The following is a 23,964-nucleotide window of genomic DNA, read 5'->3' on the forward strand; positions in this document are numbered from 1 at the left end:
GAGTTTTTTTCTTCCTTCTTCCTTCTTCCTGACATCCGTTACATCCGTTACATCCGTCGAGCGAATCCGTTGCCGAACTTCCTTCTTCCTTCGTGCTACCAGCTAGACTTCACAACACCGGGCAAAAGACCTTCGTGAGCCATTTCTCGCATCATGTTGCGAGACAGTCCGAAGTCACGATAGTAACCTCTGGGCCGTCCAGTTGCCCAGCAGCGGTTCCGCAAGCGAGTCCGCGAACTGCTGCGGGGTAGCTGTTGTAGTTGGCGGTGAATCGCCATTTTGTCCATCTGATTGTTAGCTTGGTCAAACTGGTCTTTCAGGTCTTCCCGCTTGTCGGCGTACTTGTCTACGAGTCTTTGGCGCTTTTTCTCGCGCTCGACCATGCTCTTCTTAGCCATAATCTGTTGATATCCTTAGATTAATCACAATCTACTATTGTACTATATTTTGGTGATTTCAGATCGCTTTTATTTGAATTATTTCTTTTGTTAACAAGATTTTTAGCAACAGGCAAGATGCCTGTTCCACAATAACTCAACATTTTTGTGGAACAGGCATCTTGCCTGTACTTAACATTGGTGCAACACCAAACTATTAGCAAAAGGGTACAAATCTGGAATAACTCAACATTTTTGTGGAACAGGCATCTTGCCTGTACTTAACCTTGGTGCAACACCAAAATATTAGCAGAAGGACACAAATCTGCAAGTTCGCAAATATTGCAAGCCGGATTTCTCGCATTACAAACTGCCCTGCCGTGATAAACCAACCGAATCGACCAATTTTCCCAATCCGGCTGCGGCAACAATATCATCAAATCCCGCTCGATTCTTATAGGATCGGTATGTTCGGTCAATCCCAACCGCTGAGTCAAACGTTTGACGTGAGTGTCTACGGTCACGCCCATATTAATACCAAAAGCGTGGGCGAGAACGACATTAGCCGTTTTGCGGGCAACTCCGGGCAATTCTAACAGCAGTTCCATCCGCTGCGGCACTTGATTGTTAAATTTATTGACGATCGCCTGACAAGCACCTTTAATATTTTTAGACTTATTCCGGTAGAAACCCGTCGATCGCACCAGACGTTCCAATTCTTCTAAATCAGCATTTCCCAAAGCTACCGCATCGGGAAAACGCTCAAACAAAGCCGGCGTTACCAAATTTACTCGATCGTCCGTACACTGAGCAGAGAGAATCGTCGCCACCAGTAACTGCACGGGAGTTTCGTAGTTGAGAGTGCAAGGAGCTTCGGGATAGAGGCGTTTGAGGCGAATCAGAATTTCGAGCGATCGTTGTTTCAAACTTAACTTTTTAGTCATTAGTCAGTAGTCATTAGTCATTAGTCAGTAATCAGTAGTCATTTGTTATTTGTTTTTAACTGGTTCCCATGCACAACCGGGGAACCCATAACCAGAGGCTCTGCCTCGCTTGCGTAGGAAAAAAAGAGAGGGAAAAATAGGAAAATCGGAAAAAGGAAAACTAGACATAATTCTTCCTTCTTCCTTCTTCCTTCTTCCTTCTTCCTTCTTCCTTCCTTCATTTACTATTGCATGAAATTTCGCAAATCAAACCCAGCCAAATTAGCAGTATCGCGAATAATCAAGAACACTCCCAAACCCAGCAACAACACCAAACCAGTCTGCATGACATTTTCCTGAATGCGGTTCGGCAGAGGCTTGCCCCGCAGTCCTTCTATTAACAGAAAAGCTAGCTGACCGCCGTCCAAAGCAGGTAAAGGCAAGATATTAATCACAGCCAAATTGACGCTAATTAACACCGCATATTGAAACAAACTCGCAGCATCCGATTTGGCAATCCCTGCACCAATCGCCACAATCGCCACAGGCCCGGACAACTTGTCGGCAGTCTGGCTGAAATTGCTAAGTAACTGCCCGAAACCTTGAACCGTCAGCACCACAATCCGCTCAAATTCTTTGGCGGCCTTGCTAAACGCCTCTACAAATCCGGCCCTCTGCCGCACCACAGTGCCGTTAGAAGTTAGCTGCACACCAATGCGACCTTTGCCGTCGGGCGACTCTTCAGGAGTTACTGTCACCACAAATTTTTGTTCTTGGCGCTGAATTTCCAACGCTAGGGGTTGGTTGGGATGATCTTGAATTGCTGTGACCAATAATTTGACTGCTTCGCGGGAAGCGCCCAATTCCTTGCCGTCAAGAGACAGAACAACGTCGCCCGATCGAATTCCGGCTTGTTTCGCCGCCGAACTGACTTCTGCGGCGACTTCCGGGACTTTAACTCCCGGTAGGTAGTTCATTTCTGCAGCGCCGACAGTGCTCAATTGCACCACCAGCAGAAAATAAGCAAAAATTAAGTTGGCAATTACCCCTGCACTAATGACGATCGCCCGATCGAGCACGGGGCGATTTTTGAGCAAATTCGGGTCATTTGGGGGAATTGTACTGTCTGGATCGTCATCCGGGAAACCCACGAAACCTCCCAGGGGAAAGGCGCGGAGGGCGTATTCAGTTTCCGGGCCTTGGTACTTCCAGAGGATGGGCCCGAAACCGATAGAGAAGCGGTTGACGTGGATGTGTTGAAGTCTCGCCGCCAAGAAGTGGCCGAGTTCGTGAACGACAATCAAGATACCTAAAACTGCGATCGCTGCCAAAACTGACATGAAGGATTCCACTAACACTTTTATTGGACTTTGATTTATTTTAATATCTTTTTAATATCGGTGGCTTCGGAGGGGCAATTTTCAGTCAAACTGGAAGGTGGTGTTTTTGTCGGAAGTCCCGGCTGCTGCGATCGACCCGACGCTGCCAAACCGATCGCGCGATCGTACCTGAGTTTACCTCTAAAACCAATTCCCATTACCAATTCCCTATTACAAATTACCCATTACCAATTCCCAGTTACCCATTCCCAATTATGAAAGACACTTCTTTGAATATTATCGCTATTTCTATCTTTGCCATCACCGTTTCAATATTGTTGGGTCCCCTATTCAACTTGCCAGAAGCCGTACCTGCGATCGCCACTTTTTGCCTGTTGGGGCTAGCAACCCTTGACAGTTTCCAGTGGCAAGGTCAAGGCGGTACTATTTTATTAGATTGGCTGGGGGGAACTTCCAAACAAAAGCGCGATCGTATCCTTCACCACGAAGCCGGACACTTCCTAGTCGCCCACCTGTTGGGAATTCCCGTAACCAGCTACGCCCTCAACGCTTGGGAAGCATTTAAACAAGGTCAAACAGCCCAAGGCGGCGTCCGATTTGAAGACGAACAATTAGCATCTCAACTGCAAAACGGCACTCTTTCCTCCCAACTTTTAGACCAATACTGCACCGTGTGGATGGCCGGAATAGTCGCAGAAAAATTTGTTTACGGCAGCGCACAAGGAGGAGCAGAAGACCGCACAAAAATTAGCGCAATTTTAACACAACTGCGCCGTCCCATTTCCGAAATTCAACTAAAACAAAACTGGGGTTCGCTGCGAGCAAAAAACCTGATCGAAAGCCACCACTCAGCTTACGAAGCCCTAGTAGCAGCAATGAAAAAAAGAGCCACTGTTGCCGAATGCTGCGACATAATTCAGCAAAATTTATAGGAAAAAGATTACGGAATCTTGCCTAATAAACCCGGTTTCTATCTAGATTATAGATATTTTTTTGCATAAAAACCGAGTTTAACAGCGTATTATAGGGATTAAAAATTCATGTCAGAACCAAATATTTTCCCAACAACACTGCAAACAGCGAACCCAAATACAGAAAAATTGTTGTGGCTGTTCGGTTTTCGGATCGACCCCGGCACCGAAATACCAAATCTATATACTCTAATTGTCTATGGAGAACAAGAGCCGCCCTTAGTAGCCGGCGGTCAACTTGTATTTTTTACCCGTCCAGAACTAGCGATTAACGCTCTCCAATTGTGCAATATCGATGTCAGCGAACTGGGAAAGCCACCCACACAAATAGACGCTATTTGCGACATTGCAGAAACGCTATACTTGCTCGATGCCGAAGATTTTGACGAGTCAGCTACTATCCTCAACTGTTTGAACGCGCTTTTCGATTTAGTGAAAGCTACTTTAATACCGATGCCAACGGAATACAAGCGCATACTTTATGATTTTGCCGACCATTTGAATATTGAGGAAGAGTTTGCAAGTTTTTTAGATGCAGAAGATATTCAGCGATCGGAAATTGTCAATGCCATTTTGTGGTGTGTGGGAGCAATTACAGCTAAATCTAGAGTGCTGACCTAGCAATTTCAGAAAAACTAGAATGTTAATCGATAATAGATAATATCCCCAAAGGAAATTGTGCCATGACTGTAACAGATGTACGCTTGTGGACTGTAGAGGAATACCGCCGCATGACGGAAACTGGCATTCTCAATCCCGATGAACGAGTCGAATTAATTGACGGGCAAATTATTTCAATAAGTGCAAAAAATCCTCCCCACGCAGCAACTAATCTCTGTGCAGCCGACTATCTCAGAAATCTGCTGGCAGGACTTGCTTTAATTCGCATCCAAGACCCGGTTACTCTAAGTTATAATTCAGAACCAGAACCGGATATTGCTGTAGTGCAAATCGACCCTCGGCTTTACCAAGATTTTCATCCCGCACCCGACAATATTTTCTTATTAATAGAAATAGCTGACACGACTTTAGAAACAGACCGCAGGCGGAAAACACCGGCTTATGCTAAGGCGGGAATTACTGATTATTGGATACTGGATGTTAATACGCGGCAAGTTTATGTTTTTCGCGAACCGGGCGAGGCAAACTACGGACAAGAAACAGTATTTAATGAAGATGATGTTTTGTCAATGCTGGCTTTTCCAGAAATAGAAGTTCAGATTTCGCAACTGTTTCCTTAAGTAGCGGCAGGTTTTACCAAAAATAATTGCTTCAGACAAATAATCTGGTAAACCCGCCCCCACTAACCTATCAATATAAATTTTCAGGCTCGTCCCGATCGCTACAAAAAACTTAGTATTAAGGCGTAGCATGAGCTATACTCCTACTGGAAAGACTATGACAGCCAAAAAATCCCAAAATCAAAGTTTATGAGCAACACTTCCCCGCCTCAACCAGCCGCCAACAATCCTGCAAGACAAAAACTCAGTTTATCAACAAAATTAGCTTACGGTGCCGGCGACCTCGGCCCGGCAATTACCGCTAATGTTTTGGCATTTTACCTCCTAGTTTTCTTTACCAATGTCGCTGGTTTACCTGCTGGCTTAGCCAGTAATATTTTAGTAGTTGGCAAGGTTTGGGATGCCATAAATGACCCGATTGTGGGGGTTTTGAGCGATCGCACTTCTCATCCTTGGGGCCGCCGATATCCTTGGATAATATATGGTGGCATTCCCTTCGGCATATTCTTCTTATTGCAGTGGATTGTACCTAGCACGGATCACACAGTGTTATTTTGGTACTATGTTGCGATCAGCATTTTGTTCAACACCGCCTACACGGCTGTCAATCTTCCCTACACTGCCCTCACTCCAGAACTTACTCAAGACTACAACGAACGCACTAGCCTTAATAGTTTTCGATTTGCTTTCTCCATTGGCGGCAGCATCTTTTCATTAATCTTAGCTCTAATTATCTTTCGTGTATTTGAAAAGGACCCGAATCAACAATATTTAGTATTAGGTTCAATCTGTGCAGTTATCTCTGTCTTGCCTTTGTACTGGTGCGTTTTGGGAACTCGCAAGCACGTCGCAGCCCAACTATTAGAAAACGCAGATCTAGATAATTCTACATCCTTGCCACTGAAAGAACAGTTGCAGATTGCATTTAGCAATCGCCCTTTTTTGTACGTCATTGGAATTTATCTTTTTTCTTGGCTGGGAGTGCAATTAACTGCTACTATTATTCCCTACTTTGTTGTTAACTGGATGCAACAGCCACAGTATGTTTTTAGCTTGGTTGCGATCGCAGTTCAAGGCACTGCATTAATCATGCTATTTGTTTGGAGTAAAGTCAGCGAGAGATACGGCAAAAAAGCCGTATATTTTATGGGCATGAGTTTGTGGATTATTGCCCAAGCTGGACTGTTTTTCCTGCAACCAGGACAAGTATTGCAAATGTACGTATTAGCAGTCATGGCAGGTGTCGGAGTTTCCACGGCTTATCTCATACCTTGGTCGATGATACCGGATGTGATCGAACTCGACGAACTGCAAACAGGAGAAAGACGCGAAGGCGTTTTCTATTCGTTTATGGTACTGCTGCAAAAAATCGGATTGGCAGGGGGTTTGTGGTTGGTAGGCCAAGCATTAGAAGGAGCTGGATTTTTATCTACAGTTCCGGGACAGCCTGCACCCGTACAGCCAGAGTCTGCACTGTTTGCGATTCGAGTTGCGATCGGGCCGCTGCCGACAATTGCTTTAATTGCTGGCATGATTCTTACCTATTTTTATCCTATAACCCGCGAAGTTCATGCAGAAATATTGTTGAAACTGCGAGAAAGAAAAGCACAAAATCAGTAAGCGCTAATAAGGAGTTGTTGGTAATTAGTCAAATCAAAAAACAACAACTACCGATAGCTAATCTGATCAAGATCAATAGCAATCCTCCCACCCTGTGCGAACTCTTTTTTTTCTTTAACAATGTGTCATCTTCTTATGGCATTGGTTAATTTCCCAAAAAGCCCGTTGCGCGTTTACCGAAAGGATTGCTATAGCTTGCTCGGAGGGCGAATAAAAGCGATAGTTTTAGTAATAGCCCCGGAACCCAGAAACCTAGCTTTTTTAGGAAAATACATAAACCGCGCCGCGCCCTCCGCCCCGGTAGAAAAACCCCGAAGGCTGGAGTTGTTCGAGATGTCGATCGAGCTTGAGAACACAACTTATTAAATTTTATGTCTGTCGCGCACTATAGAGATGAGGTGGTGATATAATTACCACGGTTAACTAAGTATATACACTTAATAAGTCATCCAACTCCTCAAAAAGTTTATAATTAAAAGAAGAAACAGATTTTTCTCGGAAATTGATTGGATTAGTTGCCGTTCCAAAAAATCTGCTGACTGTGGCTAATTATATCGACATGGGAAATGCAAAATCTTTTAGCCGATCAGTTAGCGCATAAGTTAATAAGTGCTTCTGCCGTTGACTCTGAACCGAAAAATGACATAGAGGACAAATCAATACCAGCGCAAGCAGCGGCTGAGGTGTTACGGTCAATTGTAAAAGTTTGGTAAAGTTATGGAACCCCCTGTCGGGAAGCTGAGCGACACCTGAAAAAGTTTGCTTCGTCGCCCGGAAACCCGAAATACAAGCACAACGCAGCAGAGCCAAATGCAGTCTGATATAACTCTCCAGCAGTTGTAAAAGAACTTTTACTGCCGACCTAGCATAGGGATTTAGTTATTTTTGTATACTATGTGAAAGTAGTGAGAACTATTAGAAGGAAGTGGGCTCAACCAACCAATAATTTCGTGTGATATCCTTAAGCCAATGCTCAAAGTATCAACCCGAAGGCTCGCAGAAGAAAGCTGATTTTACCCACAAAATATCCAAGAGGTCAACATGGAAAGAGAACAGGACGCTCATATCGTACCCATTAGCAACCAGAGCCGACAGGTGCAGCAATTTTCCGTTGACGAGGGAGAAGATTTAAGCGCGCAGCCTCAGAAAGGATTGAATGTAAAGCCGTTGTTGAGGACTTTTCAGCGACAAGCCCTAATCATTATTGGGATTATAAGTCTAGTTGGCGCTGGAGCTGTTTATCAGATCAAGGGAGGCAAGAAAACATATCAAGGCGATTTTCGGATGCTAGTGGAACCCGTGACAACGGAGGCCAGAATTGCTGATCCCTCTGCCCTAGCCAATCGCGGCGAGGGGGGGGCGGTGCCTAATCGAGATTTTTTTAGTTTGGACTACGCAACTCAACTTGAAATTCTCAAGAGTCCTCAGATGCTGTCGGCTATTGTTAAACAAGTCCAAAAACGATATCCAAAAGTAACCGAAAAAATTCTTGAAAAAGAATTAATCGTTTTGCGGATAGGAGAAGATGAGAGGACGCTGACTAAAATTTTGGAAGTTCGCTTCATGGAGAATGATACTAATTTAGTTGAGTTCGTTTTACAAGAAACTAAAAAGAAATATTTAAAGTACAGTCTTGATGAACGCAAGACTCGCATTGGTGAAGGTGTAAAATTTATTGAAGACCAGCTTCCGGGACTCAATAAGCGCGTAAACAGCCTGAAATCGGAGTTACAGGTGATACAGGAGAAGCAAAAGATTACCAATCCTCAAGAACAAGGCGCGCAATTAATCCAGCAAGTTCGTACCGTAGAAACTTTAGAGTTAGAAACTCAAAGGCTACTGCAAGAACAGAAAACGCTGTACGCTAACTTGCAAAAACAATTAGATTTTACACCAAATGAAGCTATTGCCGCTTCAGCTTTAAGCGAAGAGCCTCAATATAAAGAGTTGCTGACCAAGGTTAAGGAAGTAGAAGGTCAGATTGCTGTAGAAACAGCTCGTTTTAAATCTGCTAACCCTATAGTGGAAGCTTTAGAGCGCAAGCGGGCAAATTTAGTAGCTTTGCTCAACCAGCAAACTGATCGAATTTTGGGGCAAAATTTAGTCGGCACCCAAGCTAATTCTAAAGTTCAAAATTTTCAAAATTCTATTCGCATAGGCTTGATTAAACAATTGGTTGATACTGCTAACCAAGTTGAAGTCTTAGAAGCTCGCCTTCAGGCAATCACTCAAACTAAAAACAATTTAAACAGGCAAGCAACAGAATTCCCCACCATAGCCCGCCGCTACAACGAACTGCAACAGCAATTAGAAGTAGCCGCCCGCACCCGCGATCAACTTTTAAGCCAGCGGGAAACTCTGCGCGTCCAAGCAGCTCAAAGCCAAGTACCTTGGGAAATAATTTCTGAACCACGGATACCGCGAGATGAGAAGGGCAACCTGATACCAGTTCCATCGAAAGCTAAAAATAAATTAATGATGGCAGTTATTGGAGCGCTAGTTTTGGGTCTGGGAGCTGCTATCCTCATTGAAAAGTTCCGCAATATTTTCTACTGTGCTGATGACGTTAAAGATGCGGTTGATGCGCCTTTATTGGGAGCAATTCCTCTGGACAAAAATGCTAGAAAATTGCCGCCTTCTATTGCTAATGCCTATGCTTATATTGAAGGAAAAGAGGGTAATAAGAAAATTGCTGCAGAATTTATAGAAGCTTTTGACTCTCTTTATACTAATATCCGCTTTCTTTCTTCAAATCGAACGATTAGCTCTGTGGCAATTGGTTCGGCTACAGTTGGCGAAGGCAAATCTACCGTTGCTTTAAACTTAGCTCACGTGGCAGCGCTGGCGGGTCAGCGAGTGCTGTTAGTAGACGCTAATTTGCATTCCCCCAGCCTGCACTTGCTGTTGGAACTGCCTAATGTCAAGGGATTGAGCAACTTGCTCGACCATAAAAACGAACCCAATGAAATTATCCAACGATCGCATCTAGCAGATAATCTTTTTGTATTAACTGCAGGTCTCCCGAATCCTGGTACTGCCAGACGGCTGGCATCATCTCAGATGCAGTATTTAATGGAAGAACTTCAGGCAAAATTTGACTTAGTTATCTACGATACGCCGCCGCTCGTTGACAGTAAAGATACGAATTTTTTAGCGGCGCGCACCGATGGCATACTGATGGTTGTAGCAATTCAGCAGGTTCCCTTTTCTGTAGTCAAAAAAGTTTTCAGTCAATTAGAAAATTTTGGCATACCATGCTTGGGCACAGTTGCGAATCATGCCCCTAAACGCAAGAAGTATCCAGCATCGAGATCATCAGTTGTTGAAGATAAAAATGAATATTTGAATTTGACGCCAGCACCGTCTCGTATTCAAAAACTAGCTCCTAAAAAAGAGTGACACCCAACAAAGATGACCCCAAAAAAAAGGATACAAGCCTCCGATAGTAGTCATGGAACTCCCAAAATCTTAGACTCTTGTTCAATCTCCCAGATTTGTCTGTGGAGTAAATCGAAAATCTAAAATCGTTGGACTGAGCGCGACTTGACGCTCGCGCTCGCCGAACCTCTTAGGCCGAAGTCTAAAATCTAAAATCTAAAATCTAAAATCTAAAATCTAAAATTGACTCAGGGCGGACTAATTTCCATCTGGGTTGGTAGGAAATGTGACGATAAAATTAGTCCAGCCATTGCTGCTTTCAACCTCAATTTTTCCCTGCAACTGTTCCACAAGTTTTTGAACCAAAGCTAAACCCAAACCTGTACCTCCTTGTTTCCAAGGATCGGCGTTGGGAACTCGATAAAATTTCTCAAAAATTCGAGGCAATTCCTCTATGGAGATGGACGATTGATTGCGGAGTGTAAATTGGATTTCTGAAGCCATAGCACTTGCTTGTCGCGAATTTTTTCTTTGTCCTCTTTGTTCACCGTCTCCGTTTTTGCACTCGACTTTCAGAGAAATTTCGCCGTCATTGGCAGTATATTTGCAGGCATTGTTGAGGAGCTCGGCTAAAATTCGTCCCAAACTAGCGCGGTTGGAACTGATCGTGGGGAGGTGACGAGCGCACTCTACTCGCAAATCCTGGTGGCGGTCGTGGGCCCGGGTGTAAAACGGGTCGATAATAGTAGGCAGCCAGACTTCTAAGTTTACTGGTTCGAGGTCGATCGGACAAGTTGCGGCTTCGAGCCGCTGCAAATCTAGCAAAGCATTAATCAAATCTGTTTCTCTAGTACATTCTGTTTCTAAAATTCCTAGATAAATCTGGCGTCGCTCTGGTGTGGGAGAAATTCTCAGCATATGAATAGCCATTTTTATATTAGCTAAAGGCGTCCGCAGTTCGTGAGAAACGGTGCTGAGGAATTCATCTTTGAGGACGTTTAAATGCTGGAGTTCGTGAACTTTTTGCTGTAATTCGGCGGTGCGTTCTTGGACTTGGCGTTCGAGGTCGGTGTTGAGATTTTGGACTTGCTGATAGAGTTGGGCTTGCTGAATGGCGATCGCGATTTGAGTTGCCAGTTGCAGCAGCAAATCCACTTCCGAAGGTTGCCACTGACGCGATTGGGAACACTGATGAACACACATCATTCCCCACAAATTGCCGTCTTGCAAAATTGGTACAATCAAATAAGCTTTGATTTGCGCTTGCTGGAACCGCGCATATTTTTCGGCGTTCAAACAGGCTTGGTCGAGGTCTGGAACCGCATAAATTTCCTGTTCGATCACGGAAGCAGATTCTTGCCAAATATTATCCGGCATGATTTCTCCCAAGATTGAAGGCCAATTTTCGGCAACGGATTCTGCCACTACAATGCCGTAATTGCTGGACTCTAAATGCAGGATTGCTACTCGGTCAGCTTGCAAAACTTGGCGGACTTCATCGACGCTGGCGTGGAGAATTTCTTCGAGGTTTAAGGATTGATGAATCCGCAAGGAAATGTGAGTTAACAGCCGATCGCGCTGCAATTGTTCGTGGAGTTTTGCAGTCCGTTCCCGCACCTGCTGTTCCAGTTTGGCGTTGCGACTTTGCAACAGTTCCACTTTTTCGGCTTGCAATTGATAAACCGACTGCTGCAACTGTTTGACAACTCGGTACATTTCCGTGGGATCGAGGACTCTGAGCAAGCTGGTCTGAGTAATAATTCCCAACAGTTCTCCGCGCCCCCCGCACACGACCAACCGCTGCACTTGTTGCTGCTCCATTTCTTTGTGCGCCGTCCATAGGGAATCGGAAGGTTGAAGAAATTGCAGGGGAGTTCTCATGACTTTTTGAGCTGGGGTTTGCTCGAAATTTAGTTCGAGAAACTGTGCCTGCACAAGGTCATATTCGGTAATAATTCCCAGGGGTTGGTGAAAGGAATAGTGAAAAATGGAGGTATAGTCATCTTTGGGCTTCTCCATTGTTAATTCTTTGTTTTTTGTAATCACTACACAACTGACTTGATGCTCTGACATCAGTTCGGTTATGCTCAGCAGTGAGGCGGTGTGGGGCGCTGTAATTGGCGTAGTCATTAATTCTGCTACCCGCCGCAATTTAAGAATGTTTGAAGGCTGCAATACTTGGCGAATTCTTTCCCGTGTCAGCACTCCTACCAAGTGGCGAAATTGATTGACGATCGGCAAATAGCGAATCTTGTGCTGGCGAAATAAGGATAAAGCGGTAAACACGTCTTGGTCATCGGATTCTGTGAGGGATACCGACACCGGGGACATCACTTCGGAAATTGGTATTTTGTGCAGGGCTACTTTGTGCTGGCTGTCTATTTTGCCAGAAGCTATCAGCCTCACTAGGTCGGCGGGTGTTAATATGCCGATTAACAGCCCGCGGCTGGGGTTTTCGGATAAGTTGCCTGTGGTAATAGTCTGCTGGTTCTGCACGACGAAAACGCACCGGGCCCGCATCTTTTCCGGCGCCGATGTTTCGGTTATCGCCCCCCGGTCTGAGGGTACAGGTGTTTTGACTAGGGGACAACTGTTTTGCAACTGGCTCATCAGGGCGATCGCCACTGCTAAGGAAGTTTCTGGCCCGGCAGTGAGGGGGTAGCGATCGATCGCTTGTTCTAAGGCTGAGGAGTAAAAGGGCGGGTGGTAGAACGGCATAGTTGATCAGGTTGTCAGAGGGCGGCTAACTATCGGGCAAAGCCTTAGGGAACGGCAGAAACACCTCGCCTGTGCTTGGGATTTAAATAATAAACTTTCTCATTGATTATTTCCAGGCAATCTGAGCTTTAGATTAATCGTCTCACTAATCCGCAATCTTACTCATCTCAAATACGCAGGGCGGTTTTTACTGCCTGCTTTTCCCCTGAGACTCCCCTATAATCAAAATAACCCGAATGTAAAGTTTTACTACAAGATTTATCCATAATGACAACTTTAAGCTTAGAGCAAATTGCAGCCAAGTTAGAAAGCGAAAATTCCGCCGATCGAATGGTGGCTTTGGCCAACTTGCGGAATGTGCCTGCTGCAGAGGCGGTGCCTTTGATTAAAAAGGTGTTGAACGACGAAAGTTTGCAGGTGCGATCGATGGCTGTGTTTGCTCTTGGGGTAAAACCGACAGCAGAGTGCTATCCCATTCTAGTCAAATTGCTAGAAACAGACCCGGATTACGGCATTCGCGCTGACGCTGCGGGTGCTTTGGGCTATTTGGAAGATATCAGAGCTTTTGATTCTTTGGTGCGGGCTTTTTACGAAGATACTGAATGGCTGGTGCGCTTCAGTGCTGCTGTTTCTCTGGGAAATCTCAAAGATCCCCGAGCCCGCGATGTGCTGCTAAAAGCTCTCGACAGCGAGCAAGTGGTGATCCAGCAGGCGGCAATTTCGGCTTTGGGGGAAATTAAAGATCTTGGGGCGATCGATCGCATCCTCAATTTTGCTCAGTCGGAAGATTGGCTGATTCGCCAGAGGCTGGCTGAAGCTTTGGGCAATTTGCCGAGTGTTAAGAGCGTTTCGGCTTTGAAATACTTAGAAAAAGATAGCAATTCTCAAGTATCTCAAGCTGCAAAAATTTCTCTCGATCGTTTATCAAAAGCAGAAATGTGACATAAAAGTTTTAGTATGTTAAAAAACCCGGTTTATTCAATAAACCGGGTTAATCAGTATGTTAGCAATCTTAATAAAATTTATAGACTATTCAGTAAAACCAGAATGTATTATTTAAGCTGCGAGGCTAAATCGCAAGTTAAAATAGTTGTCGATCTCCTTTAACCGAAACTAACCATGAATCAAGCGCCCAATCCCTTTAACTCAAATCCCTCCAATCCGCTAGACCCCTTGGAGCAAGAAGTTGACGAGCAAGGTGAAGCATTGCCAAGACAGTACCACCCAGCTACTAAAAAAACTCTGCAAAAAGTCTTTATCATCCTGATAGTTGTTGGGGCAATCGTTGGGGGAATTCTATCTATAGGGGTGATTTCGCTGATGCAGAAAGCCGGACTCACTGATGTGCCGGCGCGGGTACAGAATCCGAAGTAATCAACTCCGAAGAATCTGTCGATTCTGAATGCACTGATTTTCTAGGATGAAGCTTGAGAAACTATGATGTTTTGTATGGATGTTTTCTAAATAATTGATGCTTAAAAATTCTACGGCTGCGCCCGATCGCATTTCACACCGACAGATTTCTGAAAAACTTGTCTCCGCAGGCTTTCACGCTCTTTCTGACCCCCTGCGGATTCAGATTTTGGAGTTGCTGCGAGAACAGGAGTTGTGCGTGTGCGAATTGTGCGATCGACTTTCTGTCCCCCAGCCTAAACTCTCTTTTCACCTCAAAGCCTTGAAGGATGCAGCTTTAGTCCGCAGCCGCCAAGAAGGTCGCTGGATTTACTACAGCCTCAATTTAGCTCAGTTTATCGCCCTCGAACAGTACCTAGCCGAATACCGCCGCTTCAGCCAAATCCTGCCGGCTCGTCCTTGTTCTGACGCGGGTTAACCCATCAATATTTCTTAATGTGTTTATGGGCTATTTGTCTTCCCTCATACTTGACATATCAAATTTTATTGATATGATTCCAGTGTACCCCTTAGTTATGGCATTGGGTGAGGTCAATGAACCCAGCAGAAAAGCCCAAAGTTTTCGCACTAAGTATAATTGCTGTGACCATAGGTGCGATCGGGCTTCTCAACTCCTGCGGACAAGTCCAGTCGCCAGAATCGCAAAGCATTAAAATTGACGGTTCCAGCACTGTGTATCCAATTACGGATGCGATCGCGAAAAAATATCAAAATACCAATCACAAAAAAGCATCAATTACTGTTGATTTTTCCGGTACAGGTGGAGGGTTGAGAAAGTTTTGTGCTGGCGAAACTGACATCAGCAACGCCTCGCGACCCATCAACCCAGGGGAAATGGAAGCCTGCAACAAAGCTGGCATCCGCTACTACGAATTACCTGTCGCATTTGACGCTCTCACAGTAGTAGTCAATCCCAAAAATAGCTGGGCAAAAGACATTACTGTAGCCGAACTAAAAAAACTTTGGGAACCCGCCGCCCAAGGAAAAATTACCCGCTGGAATCAGATCCGACCCAGTTGGCCAAACCAACCCATCACCCTCTATGGTGCAGGTCAAGATTCCGGTACATTTGACTACTTCACAGAAGCAACAGTAGGTACTGCGAAAGCTAGTCGTACCGACTACACAGACAGTGAAGATGATAATGTTTTAGTCCAGGGAGTTATCAAAGACCCAAATGCCTTGGGTTACTTTGGCTTAAGCTATTACGAAGTCAATCAAACTCAATTAAAAGCATTAGGAATAGACAATGGTAAAGGGCCAGTTCTACCCAGCATCGAAACTGTAGAGAAAGCTCAATATCAACCCCTCGCTCGGCCTCTTTTTATCTACGTCAGTTACACCGCTGTCCAAAATAAACCAGAGGTGGGCGAATTTGTGCAATTTTACATGAAAAAAGCACCAACTTTACTCCAGTCGATCGGTTACATTCCACTACCAAGCGAAGGCTATCAACTGATTTACAAGAATTTCTACAATGGCAAAGTTGGGACTTTTTTCGATGGCAAAGCTAAGTTTGACTTAACCATAGGAGAGTTATTACGAAAAGAGGCTAAATTTTGATTTTTTCTCATAAATTTTCACTTACCAGTTAACTAAAATGAACCATCCTCAAGCGACTAACTCACCTGTCCAAGCAGGAAGCAAGCTCAGTTTTTTTGAAAGATACCTCACCCTTTGGGTATTCTTCTGCATTTTAGCCGGTATTATTCTCGGTAGATTATTCCCCAGCGTCGCCGTCACCCTTGATGCTCTCAGCTTTTATCAGGTGTCAATTCCTATTGCCATTTGTCTATTTTTTATGATGTATCCTATCATGGTAAAAATTGACTTTACCCAAGCGGCTCATGCAGCGCGAACGCCCAAACCAGTGCTCTTAACATTGGTCGTCAACTGGCTCATCAAACCATTGACAATGGTAGCATTTTCTCAGTTTTTCTTAGGTTGGCTATTTCGCCCCCTCATTACCGGCACCGAAATAATTCGTGGCAGTGAAGTCTCCATCGCTAGTTCCTACATTGCGGGTACAATATTATTAGGAATTGCCCCCTGTACTGCGATGGTTTTAATGTGGGGATATCTGTCCTACGGCAATCAAGGACATACCCTCGTTATGGTTGCCATTAATTCCCTAGCAATGCTGTTTTTATATGCACCATTAGGCAGATGGCTGTTAGCAGCAAATGATTTAGTTGTTCCTTGGCAGACAATAGTATTGTCTGTATTCATTTATGTCGGTTTGCCCTTAGCCGCCGGAATGTATAGCCGTTTCTGGATTTTCAAACATAAAGGGCGAGAATGGTTTGAACGAGAGTTTATGCAATATCTGAGTCCAGTTGCTACGGCTGCCCTTTTGATTACGCTAATTCTTTTGTTTGCCTTCAAAGGAGAGTTGATTGTTAACAATCCTCTGCACATTCTTTTAATTGCTGTGCCTCTGTTTATCCAGACCAACTTCATTTTCCTGATTTCTTATGTAGCAGCTTTAAAACTCAACCTGTGCTACGAAGATTCAGCACCGGCCGCCCTGATTGGGGCCAGCAATCATTTTGAGGTAGCGATTGCTACGGCTGTGATGCTGTTTGGCTTAAACTCAGGTGCAGCCTTGGCTACAGTTGTCGGTGTTTTAATTGAGGTTCCAGTAATGTTAATGTTGGTAGAATTCTGTAAGCGAACAGCATTTTGGTTTCCCCGAAAACCAGAAACTGCCTCGCTGCGAGATCCTCGTTGTATTCCCCATTCCCATTGCTAAAATCTCATGAACGACTTTACTCATAAACCTCGAATTCTCTTTTTATACGGCTCTTTAAGAGAGCGTTCTTACAGTCGCTTGTTGGCGGAAGAATCGGCGAGAATTATTGAGGGTTTCGGTGCCGAAGTTAGGTTTTTTAATCCTCTGGAATTGCCGATTTACGGCAGCGTTCCCGATACGCATCCGAAGGTTCAGGAATTGCGGGAATTGAGCCTGTGGTCGGAGGGTCAAGTGTGGTCTAGTCCAGAAATGCACGGTAATATTACTGGCATTATGAAAAACCAAATTGACTGGATTCCTTTAAATATTGGGGCCGTCAGACCAACTCAAGGTCGAACTTTGGCGGTGATGCAAGTCAGTGGCGGTTCGCAGTCTTTTAATGCTGTGAATACTTTGAGAATTTTGGGCCGCTGGATGCGGATGTTTACGATTCCGAATCAGTCTTCGGTTGCTAAGGCTTATCAGGAGTTTAACGACGATGGAACGATGAAGGATTCGCCTTATCGCGATCGCGCGATCGACGTAATGGAGGAACTGTACAAGTTTACCTTGCTGTTGCGGGAGCAAACCGACTATTTGACCGATCGCTACAGCGAACGCAAGGAACAAGCAGCTAAAGAGGCGATCGCCCTAGCAAATCGCGCCCTTGAAACATCTAACTAACGACCAACAACTAACAACTCACACCCAACAAAAACCATGAAAAAAGTAATGTTTGTGTGCAAAAGAAACTCCTGCCGATCGCAAATGGCAGAAGGATTCGCTAAAACCATCGGCGCCGGCAAGATTGGAGTCACCAGTTCCGGGTTAGAATCAAGCAGAGTTCATCCAACAGCAATTCAAGTCATGTCAGAAATCGGCATTGACATCACCGATCAAACATCCAATCCATTAAACGAATTCAATGCAGAAGACTACGATGCAGTAATTTCTCTCTGTGGCTGCGGCGTGAATTTACCCGAAGCGTGGGTATTGCGAGAAGTGTTTGAAGATTGGCAACTCGACGATCCCGACGGACAACCCATCGAAACTTTTCACCGCGTTCGAGATGAAATTAAAGCACGAGTTGAAACATTAGTTGACTCTCTCAAGTAAGATTAAGTAGACGGGCGGGCAGGATGCCCACCCCACAAGAAAATTAACTTTTGTGGAACAGGCATCTTGCCTGTTCTTAAGAATGGTGCAAGATGTGAGTTTCAATTAACTTTGTTGCCAATCATTCAAATTAGTCGCTGTCGCATCCACATAATTAGTGCTAAATTATGAGAGGCGTTCCCCCGGAACGCCTCTACATTCGTTGCGAGCAGAGACCAAAAGGTTAGCACATGATTCAGACCGCAGTCACGCCTTTCAAAAACAAAATTCACTCAGCTTTAACTAAAAAGCAGATTACAGTTTTACAAATAAATCTCGGCAAACGCTGCAACCTCGCTTGCACTCACTGCCACGTAGAAGCTAGCCCAACACGAACAGAAGAACTTTCCCCGGAAATTTGCGACCAATTAATTGAAATCATTAGCCGCTTTCCTCAAATTCAAACTGTTGACCTGACCGGCGGTGCTCCCGAAATGCTTTACGGTTTTAAACCGCTAGCGGAAGCTGCCAGGGCTGCAGGTAAAGAGGTAATTGTTCGTTCTAATTTGACGATTTACTTTGAAAAAGGTTTTGAAGATATTCCCGCATATTGCGCGCAGCACCAACTCAGAATTGTGGCGTCCCTTCCCTGCTACCAAGCTGACAATGTGGACAAAATGCGTGGCAACGGTGTTTTTGACAGTTCGATTCTGGCGCTGCAAAAGCTAAATCAGTTGGGATACGGGAAAAACCCAAATTTAACTCTGGATTTGGTGTACAATCCACAAGTGCCCGCAACAGATAAATTTTCGCTAACACCGGAACAAGGTCAGTTAGAGCAAGATTACAAGGTTTATTTAGCCGAACATTTTGGGATTTGTTTTAATCAATTGTTCGCGATTACTAATTTGCCGGTGGGACGGACTAAGTTTCATTTGGAACATAAGAAACTTCACAAGCCTTATCTGGGGTTTTTGGAGGATAATTTTAATCCCGGTACTCTGGAACATTTAATGTGCCGCAACGAATTGTCGATCGACTATTTGGGCAATGTCTACGACTGCGATTTTAACCAAATGGAAAATCTGCCAGCGAAAACTGGCAGCGGGGAAAAGATAACTGTTGCTAAATTGCTCGCATCTGGCAGTTTAGATGTGATTCAAGAGGTGCAAACTGCTGCTTATTGTTACGGCTGTACGGCAGGTTGCGGTTCTAGCTGCGGCGGTACTTTGATTTAATTTAAGGGAAAAGTTGCGCTTTATTACAGAGTATTGCAGGGCTAAAGCGCAACTGCCAAGCTTAGGGTGTATGCAATGTAGACAGGGGAGTTTAAGCAATGAATGATTCGCGATCGCCCGATGAAAATCCGCCGCCATCAAATAGGTGGAAGCTGATTTTAGGGATTGGTTTAGCTGTGGCTTTGATTGCAGCGACCCAGTTTTTCAACTTTCAAGGAATTCTGAAAAATGCGCTGGAGTCGATCGCGAGTCTCGGCCCTTGGGGCCCGGCAGCTTTTATTCTAATTTACATTGTCGCAACGGTTCTATTTATCCCCGGTTCTTTGCTGACTCTTGGTTCTGGCGTTTTGTTTGGAGTCGTTGGCGGTTCGGTTTGTGTTTCCATCGGATCGGTTTTAGGCGCAACTTGCGCTTTTTTGGTAGGGCGGTATTTAACTCGCGACTGGGTTTCCAAACAGATAGAGGGCAATCAAAAATTTAAGGCGATCGACTCCGCAGTTGCTTCTGAAGGATGGAAAATTGTGCTGCTGACGCGACTTTCTCCCATTTTTCCGTTTAATTTGCTGAACTATGCTTTTGGAGTCACGCAGGTATCTTTAAAAGACTATTTTTTGGCATCTTGGATCGGCATGATTCCCGGAACAGTCATGTATGTTTATATCGGTTCCCTGGCCGGGAGTTTGGCTGCACTTGGATCTAGCGGGCGATCGCGCACTGCTGCTGAGTGGACTCTTTACGGCATTGGTTTGCTAGCAACGATCGCCCTCACCGTTTATGCAACCCGCTTGGCTAAAAAAGCTTTAGACGAAAAAATTTCCCCTTGAAACCACAGCACAAATCAGTAAAATTGTCAAGAGAGTTTTGCTCATACATTATAATACATTAGCAATCTAAAAAACTCCGTATTTTCTCTGTGTTATTTACAATTATTTTGTTATACAAACGAGATAGATATTAAAGATATCGTAAAGCACAAACCTCAAATAGGTAAATCGAAGGTCGAAATATAAAATTGATGCCAAAATAGAAGGCGAGTGCCCAACCATAAGAAAAATTGTTTGCAATCCGGAATGTAAGTCATATTATTTTAAATTTTAGATTTTAGATTTTAGATTGCGAATGACTGATGACTACGAGGGTTTGAATCTTGGCTACAGTTGCATTCTTTTCTTAAATTGTCTCACTACTTGCCTGATATTAAATCTGCCGAATGACGAAGACCGTTTGATGAAGTTGACTCTGAGGGAACATTTGATGATGCAAAACCCAGCAAATCAAGCCGGATCTGTGTCTGCGCCGCCGCCACAAACAAAAAAGCTGCGCCGCTTTTGGCAAAACATCAGCAATTCGACTCAATCGCGGTGGCAGCAAGCGCACAGTCTTTGGCAACACAGACGGCAGCGCCGCCATTTGCTGACCCTGCTAATTCTGGCCACCACCGCTTTAACCATTAGCACAACTGCTTGCATCAGCTATTTTTTTGTACGCGGACTAATCCTTGACAATTTAAAGCAAATAGCACTATTAAAACTAGAAAAAGGCACCGATGAAATCGACCGCTGGCTAAGCAGCCGCAAAGCAGAAATAGAAACCATTGCTTACGATCCTACGGTTGGCACTCTCAATTGGCAATTAGTCGAACCCCGGTTGCAAGGAGAAATATACAGATTAAAAGAGTATTTCATCCTGTCATTAACTCAATCGGACGGCTCATTTATCAACACTTTAGGCAACCGCGCGAACAGTAAAGACCGCCAACACTTTCAAAAAGCAATGGCCGGACAGCTCAACGTTTCCGACCCGCTGATAGGCCGCAGTACAAAAGTTTCTACGATTATTATTTCAGCTCCTATTTGGGCCTTGCCCCCCGCTCCCAATCAAGTAATGGGAGTCCTTTCGGGCAGCATTAAATTAGACCGAGTAACATCTGTCGCTAACAGCTTGCTGTACGGTTCCGACAGTTATGCTTTTGCGCTCAATTCACAAGGAGTGCCAATTGTTCATCCCAACAATAACTTAATCGGAAATATCGACCGGGAGGCCCCAAGCTTTTTACAGTCAAAAGACCCCGCACTCTCCACAATTGCGCGGCAGATGATCGACCGTCAGACGAACATCGAACTGGTAAAAATAGATAACAAATGGGTGTATGTAGCCTATGCTCCCCTCAAGGAAGTTAACTGGTCTATGGCTTTAGTAATTCCCCGCGAAAATATTGAATCCAAACTCCAAGCATTAAATTTGCTGACATCCGTAGTCGCCGGACTGCTCATCCCGGCAATGCTAGCAGCAATTTGGCTAATTTACTCCTCCGAAAATAATCGCGCTCAAGCGGAGCGAGAAGCCATGCTCAACCGGATTGCCGGACGCATTCGCGCTTCCCTGGAACTAGACAAAATTGTGCAAAGTACGGTCGAAGAAATAGTAAGTTTGCTGCACCTAGAACGGGCGGCTTTTGGATGGTACAAACCGCAAGAAAAAACGTTACAAGTTCTGTGGGAATGTTGTCCATCTGATTCTCCGACACAAGCCATAAAGTTTGAGTCTTACTTTCTCGAAAATGTGTTAGTACGGAGTGGTCAAGGCGAACCAATTATTCTTTCGAGCGACACTTGGGCGAAGGGTGTAACTCAACCGCCGGAACTTAAAGCTAATAGCTATTTAGCCGTACCTGTTCAGACTCAGAACCAGCCGCAGGGTTATTTAATTTGTAGCCACGCTACTCATTGGCTTTGGAGCGGGGAGGAAATCCAACTATTAAAAGCTGTGGCAGACCAATTGGCGATCGCAATTACTCAAGCTCACCTTTACAGTCAAACCCAAGATCAAGTAAAACTGCTTAATAGTGCCTTAAATGAACTGAAAAAAACTCAAACTCATTTAGTGCAGAACGAAAAAATGTCATCCCTAGGTCAAATGGTGGCTGGAATAGCACACGAAATCAATAACCCCGTTAACTTCATTTCGGCTAATTTGCCTCACACTAGCAAATATACTAAAGATTTATTAGAATTGGTGAGTTTATACAAAGAAGCCTTCCCAGAGGTTCCCCAGGAAATCGCAGATTTTACCGAAGAAATTGAGTTAGAATTTATCGAGGAGGATTTGCCGCATATATTGGATTCTATGAAAATAGGAACCGAACGCATTCGCAGCATAGTTCTTTCTTTGCGAAACTTTTCTCGCCTTGATGAATCTGACAAAAAGCAGGCGGACATTCACGAAGGTATAGAAAATACCTTACTGCTGCTCTCCAACCGCATAAAAAATAGAATTTATATAGTTAAGAAATACGGAAAAGTGCCTTCAGTCGAATGCTATCCGTCTCAGCTCAATCAGGTGTTTATGAACTTGCTGAGCAATGCGATCGATGCTTTGAACGAGATCGCTCGCCTGGATAAAATTATTACTATTTCCACGGGGGTAGTTCGCGAACATGGGGCTAAATTTCTGAAAGTGGCGATCGCCGACAACGGCCCCGGCATTCCCGACAGCGTTAAAGATCAAATTTTTAACCCATTTTTTACGACTAAAGAGGTGGGCAAAGGCACTGGTTTGGGATTAGCAATTAGCTACAAAATTGTAGTGGATGGACACGGCGGCAGCATCACAATTTCTCAACCTCCGGGCGGTGGTACGCAATTTTTGGTCAAAATTCCTATTAGTAACGGGAACTAAGACGATTTAAGATTTAAGATTTAAGATTTGAGATTTGAGATTGGGAAAGGACTGATGAAATAAGAGTTTAGAGCTTGTCTATAGTTGCATTGATTTGGGAAACTTCTCTAAGAAGAAAGTGGGAAAGGAAGCCCAGGGATTTTGTAACGGAGGTAACGGATACAGGGAAAAGAGAAGAGAGGATCAACAATTTTAATTAATGCTAAATTTACGGCCTTTGGCTAAAATTAGAAGAGTTTTTGTTAAAGGTGTTTTATGGCTGTTGGCAAGGATACAATTTTCGAGCGCTTTTTGTCGCCCCTGATTCGACTGGCGATCGACGAAGAAGCACTGAAACGACTCTACGAAGGTATTGACTGGGAAACAGCGGGCGATCGCTACCGACAACCCGATTTAGTTTATCCCGAATATTACAGCAGCCAAAACTTTCACGGCATTAAACGCGGCTACCTCAACCCCAGTGCCGCCGTTTCCTACGATCCAATCACGCAATATGTTTTGCCTCCCCACGAAACAGTCGTCAGACAAGGCTTAATTGACGCTGTGCGGGTGAAACCGCGCCGAATTATCGATTTGGGATGCGGCACCGGTTCGACAACGCTCATGCTCAAGCAAGCCTTTCCCGAAGCGGAAGTTGTCGGCTTGGACTTGTCGCCTTATATGCTGGTAGTTGCCGACATGAAAGCGCAAAAAGCCGGCTTAAATATCCAGTGGTTGCACGGAAATGCCGAAAGCGTTGCTTTTGGCGATGCCAGCTTCGATTTAGTCGCAGCTTCCTTGCTGTTTCACGAGACGCCACCTGCTGTATCGCGGGCAATTTTGCGAGAAAGCTTCCGACTGCTGAAGGTTGGGGGACAAGTGGCAATTTTGGACGGAAATCAAAAAACTTTGCAGCAGACAGAGTGGCTGACTGATATCTTTGAAGAGCCTTATATTAAGTCTTACGCGGCTGGCAGCCTTGATGCTTGGGCGGGGGCGGCTGGATTCGCGGCGGTGCAAACTCACGAACACTGGTGGGTGAATCAGGTGACGCAGGGCGTGAAACCTTTGCCTGGGGAAGATTTGGAAGAGGCAAAGGTGGCGAGGGGGTGGAATTGGGGCGATCGAACTCCTGATTTTGATGGCGATTTACCGGGCATTCCAGCTCCCGCTTGATGTATTAACTGTTGACTGTTGACTGTTGACTGCTGACTAATGACTAATGACTACTAACTAATGACTACTGACTACTGACTACTGAC

21 protein-coding genes are annotated in these 23,964 nt (G+C 44.7%); 16 read left to right on the top strand and 5 right to left on the bottom strand.

Annotated features, from left to right (window positions below; genetic code table 11):
- Positions 1–95 precede the first annotated feature (95 nt).
- The 4 genes from rpsN to QT979_RS11755 form a co-directional block, all read right to left on the bottom strand.
- The gene (gene rpsN / locus QT979_RS11740; RefSeq protein ID WP_006633844.1) at positions 96–398 is read right to left on the bottom strand and encodes a 30S ribosomal protein S14; all 303 of its coding nucleotides are present in this window, start codon (positions 396–398) and stop codon (positions 96–98) included.
- A gap of 260 nt (positions 399–658) precedes the next feature.
- Positions 659–1,321: an endonuclease III gene (gene nth / locus QT979_RS11745; RefSeq protein ID WP_333212280.1), complete on the bottom strand. Its 663-nt coding sequence runs from the start codon at positions 1,319–1,321 to the stop codon at positions 659–661.
- Between the two features lie 224 nt (positions 1,322–1,545).
- Positions 1,546–2,640 (bottom strand): RIP metalloprotease RseP, encoded by a 1,095-nt coding sequence (gene rseP / locus QT979_RS11750; RefSeq protein WP_333310051.1) that lies wholly within the window; start codon positions 2,638–2,640, stop codon positions 1,546–1,548.
- A gap of 35 nt (positions 2,641–2,675) precedes the next feature.
- Positions 2,676–2,837, bottom strand: coding sequence for a hypothetical protein (locus QT979_RS11755; protein ID WP_333105714.1), 162 nt, complete (start codon positions 2,835–2,837; stop codon positions 2,676–2,678).
- A gap of 57 nt (positions 2,838–2,894) precedes the next feature.
- On the opposite strand from QT979_RS11755, the gene QT979_RS11760 reads away from it, so the two are divergent.
- From QT979_RS11760 to QT979_RS11780, 5 genes are all read left to right on the top strand, one after another.
- A complete protein-coding gene (locus QT979_RS11760; protein ID WP_333212283.1) occupies positions 2,895–3,572 on the top strand; it encodes an ATP-dependent Zn protease in 678 nt (225 codons plus the stop codon).
- A 108-nt stretch (positions 3,573–3,680) separates the two neighbouring features.
- Positions 3,681–4,232 (top strand): hypothetical protein, encoded by a 552-nt coding sequence (locus QT979_RS11765; protein ID WP_333310054.1) that lies wholly within the window; start codon positions 3,681–3,683, stop codon positions 4,230–4,232.
- A 62-nt stretch (positions 4,233–4,294) separates the two neighbouring features.
- Complete coding sequence (locus QT979_RS11770; RefSeq protein WP_333212286.1) at positions 4,295–4,852, top strand: Uma2 family endonuclease; 558 nt, start codon at positions 4,295–4,297, stop codon at positions 4,850–4,852.
- Between the two features lie 189 nt (positions 4,853–5,041).
- Positions 5,042–6,472, top strand: coding sequence for an MFS transporter (locus QT979_RS11775; protein WP_333310057.1), 1,431 nt, complete (start codon positions 5,042–5,044; stop codon positions 6,470–6,472).
- Positions 6,473–7,513: 1,041 nt separating this feature from the next.
- Positions 7,514–9,871, top strand: coding sequence for a polysaccharide biosynthesis tyrosine autokinase (locus QT979_RS11780; RefSeq protein ID WP_333310060.1), 2,358 nt, complete (start codon positions 7,514–7,516; stop codon positions 9,869–9,871).
- Between the two features lie 237 nt (positions 9,872–10,108).
- Here the strand turns inward: QT979_RS11780 and QT979_RS11785 are convergent, their stop codons facing one another.
- A complete protein-coding gene (locus QT979_RS11785) occupies positions 10,109–12,568 on the bottom strand; it encodes a CBS domain-containing protein (protein WP_333211335.1) in 2,460 nt (819 codons plus the stop codon).
- Between the two features lie 267 nt (positions 12,569–12,835).
- On the opposite strand from QT979_RS11785, the gene QT979_RS11790 reads away from it, so the two are divergent.
- The 11 genes from QT979_RS11790 (at position 12,836) to QT979_RS11840 (ending at position 23,878) form a co-directional block, all read left to right on the top strand.
- Positions 12,836–13,510: a HEAT repeat domain-containing protein gene (locus tag QT979_RS11790; RefSeq protein ID WP_333211333.1), complete on the top strand. Its 675-nt coding sequence runs from the start codon at positions 12,836–12,838 to the stop codon at positions 13,508–13,510.
- Positions 13,511–13,687: 177 nt separating this feature from the next.
- Positions 13,688–13,942 (top strand): hypothetical protein, encoded by a 255-nt coding sequence (locus tag QT979_RS11795; protein ID WP_333211331.1) that lies wholly within the window; start codon positions 13,688–13,690, stop codon positions 13,940–13,942.
- 97 nt (positions 13,943–14,039) lie between these two features.
- On the top strand, positions 14,040–14,399 hold the full coding sequence (locus QT979_RS11800; protein ID WP_333211329.1) for a metalloregulator ArsR/SmtB family transcription factor: 360 nt from the start codon (positions 14,040–14,042) through the stop codon (positions 14,397–14,399).
- A gap of 116 nt (positions 14,400–14,515) precedes the next feature.
- Positions 14,516–15,544 carry a PstS family phosphate ABC transporter substrate-binding protein gene (locus tag QT979_RS11805; protein ID WP_333310065.1) on the top strand — a complete coding sequence of 343 codons (1,029 nt, stop codon included), beginning with the start codon at positions 14,516–14,518 and terminating at the stop codon, positions 15,542–15,544.
- A 37-nt stretch (positions 15,545–15,581) separates the two neighbouring features.
- On the top strand, positions 15,582–16,733 hold the full coding sequence (gene arsB / locus QT979_RS11810) for an ACR3 family arsenite efflux transporter (protein ID WP_333310068.1): 1,152 nt from the start codon (positions 15,582–15,584) through the stop codon (positions 16,731–16,733).
- Between the two features lie 6 nt (positions 16,734–16,739).
- On the top strand, positions 16,740–17,396 hold the full coding sequence (arsH, locus tag QT979_RS11815) for an arsenical resistance protein ArsH (RefSeq protein ID WP_333310070.1): 657 nt from the start codon (positions 16,740–16,742) through the stop codon (positions 17,394–17,396).
- Positions 17,397–17,432: 36 nt separating this feature from the next.
- Entirely contained in the window at positions 17,433–17,828 is a 396-nt protein-coding gene (gene arsC, locus QT979_RS11820; protein WP_190732266.1) for an arsenate reductase, glutathione/glutaredoxin type, read from the top strand.
- A gap of 230 nt (positions 17,829–18,058) precedes the next feature.
- Positions 18,059–19,045 carry an arsenosugar biosynthesis radical SAM (seleno)protein ArsS gene (gene arsS, locus QT979_RS11825; RefSeq protein ID WP_333310072.1) on the top strand — a complete coding sequence of 329 codons (987 nt, stop codon included), beginning with the start codon at positions 18,059–18,061 and terminating at the stop codon, positions 19,043–19,045.
- Positions 19,046–19,143: 98 nt separating this feature from the next.
- Positions 19,144–19,869, top strand: a complete 726-nt coding sequence (locus QT979_RS11830) for a TVP38/TMEM64 family protein (RefSeq protein ID WP_333310074.1) — start codon at positions 19,144–19,146, stop codon at positions 19,867–19,869.
- Positions 19,870–20,164: 295 nt separating this feature from the next.
- Positions 20,165–22,723: an ATP-binding protein gene (locus QT979_RS11835; protein ID WP_333211317.1), complete on the top strand. Its 2,559-nt coding sequence runs from the start codon at positions 20,165–20,167 to the stop codon at positions 22,721–22,723.
- A 255-nt stretch (positions 22,724–22,978) separates the two neighbouring features.
- Positions 22,979–23,878 (top strand): methyltransferase domain-containing protein, encoded by a 900-nt coding sequence (locus QT979_RS11840; RefSeq protein WP_333211316.1) that lies wholly within the window; start codon positions 22,979–22,981, stop codon positions 23,876–23,878.
- Positions 23,879–23,964: the final 86 nt, after the last annotated feature.

Source organism: Microcoleus sp. w2-18bC1, from assembly GCF_036700365.1.
Lineage (GTDB): Bacteria > Cyanobacteriota > Cyanobacteriia > Cyanobacteriales > Microcoleaceae > Microcoleus.

Excerpts from the sequence above, each read along its gene's own strand:
- rpsN (WP_006633844.1), bottom strand. The coding sequence starts at position 398 with ATGGCTAAGAAGAGCATGGTCGAGCGCGAGAAAAAGCGCCAAAGACTC.
- nth (WP_333212280.1), bottom strand. The coding sequence starts at position 1,321 with ATGACTAAAAAGTTAAGTTTGAAACAACGATCGCTCGAAATTCTGATT.
- rseP (WP_333310051.1), bottom strand. The coding sequence starts at position 2,640 with ATGTCAGTTTTGGCAGCGATCGCAGTTTTAGGTATCTTGATTGTCGTT.
- QT979_RS11755 (WP_333105714.1), bottom strand. The coding sequence starts at position 2,837 with ATGGGAATTGGTTTTAGAGGTAAACTCAGGTACGATCGCGCGATCGGT.
- QT979_RS11760 (WP_333212283.1), top strand. The coding sequence starts at position 2,895 with ATGAAAGACACTTCTTTGAATATTATCGCTATTTCTATCTTTGCCATC.
- QT979_RS11765 (WP_333310054.1), top strand. The coding sequence starts at position 3,681 with ATGTCAGAACCAAATATTTTCCCAACAACACTGCAAACAGCGAACCCA.
- QT979_RS11770 (WP_333212286.1), top strand. The coding sequence starts at position 4,295 with ATGACTGTAACAGATGTACGCTTGTGGACTGTAGAGGAATACCGCCGC.
- QT979_RS11775 (WP_333310057.1), top strand. The coding sequence starts at position 5,042 with ATGAGCAACACTTCCCCGCCTCAACCAGCCGCCAACAATCCTGCAAGA.
- QT979_RS11780 (WP_333310060.1), top strand. The coding sequence starts at position 7,514 with ATGGAAAGAGAACAGGACGCTCATATCGTACCCATTAGCAACCAGAGC.
- QT979_RS11785 (WP_333211335.1), bottom strand. The coding sequence starts at position 12,568 with ATGCCGTTCTACCACCCGCCCTTTTACTCCTCAGCCTTAGAACAAGCG.
- QT979_RS11790 (WP_333211333.1), top strand. The coding sequence starts at position 12,836 with ATGACAACTTTAAGCTTAGAGCAAATTGCAGCCAAGTTAGAAAGCGAA.
- QT979_RS11795 (WP_333211331.1), top strand. The coding sequence starts at position 13,688 with ATGAATCAAGCGCCCAATCCCTTTAACTCAAATCCCTCCAATCCGCTA.
- QT979_RS11800 (WP_333211329.1), top strand. The coding sequence starts at position 14,040 with ATGCTTAAAAATTCTACGGCTGCGCCCGATCGCATTTCACACCGACAG.
- QT979_RS11805 (WP_333310065.1), top strand. The coding sequence starts at position 14,516 with ATGAACCCAGCAGAAAAGCCCAAAGTTTTCGCACTAAGTATAATTGCT.
- arsB (WP_333310068.1), top strand. The coding sequence starts at position 15,582 with ATGAACCATCCTCAAGCGACTAACTCACCTGTCCAAGCAGGAAGCAAG.
- arsH (WP_333310070.1), top strand. The coding sequence starts at position 16,740 with ATGAACGACTTTACTCATAAACCTCGAATTCTCTTTTTATACGGCTCT.
- arsC (WP_190732266.1), top strand. The coding sequence starts at position 17,433 with ATGAAAAAAGTAATGTTTGTGTGCAAAAGAAACTCCTGCCGATCGCAA.
- arsS (WP_333310072.1), top strand. The coding sequence starts at position 18,059 with ATGATTCAGACCGCAGTCACGCCTTTCAAAAACAAAATTCACTCAGCT.
- QT979_RS11830 (WP_333310074.1), top strand. The coding sequence starts at position 19,144 with ATGAATGATTCGCGATCGCCCGATGAAAATCCGCCGCCATCAAATAGG.
- QT979_RS11835 (WP_333211317.1), top strand. The coding sequence starts at position 20,165 with ATGACTGATGACTACGAGGGTTTGAATCTTGGCTACAGTTGCATTCTT.
- QT979_RS11840 (WP_333211316.1), top strand. The coding sequence starts at position 22,979 with ATGGCTGTTGGCAAGGATACAATTTTCGAGCGCTTTTTGTCGCCCCTG.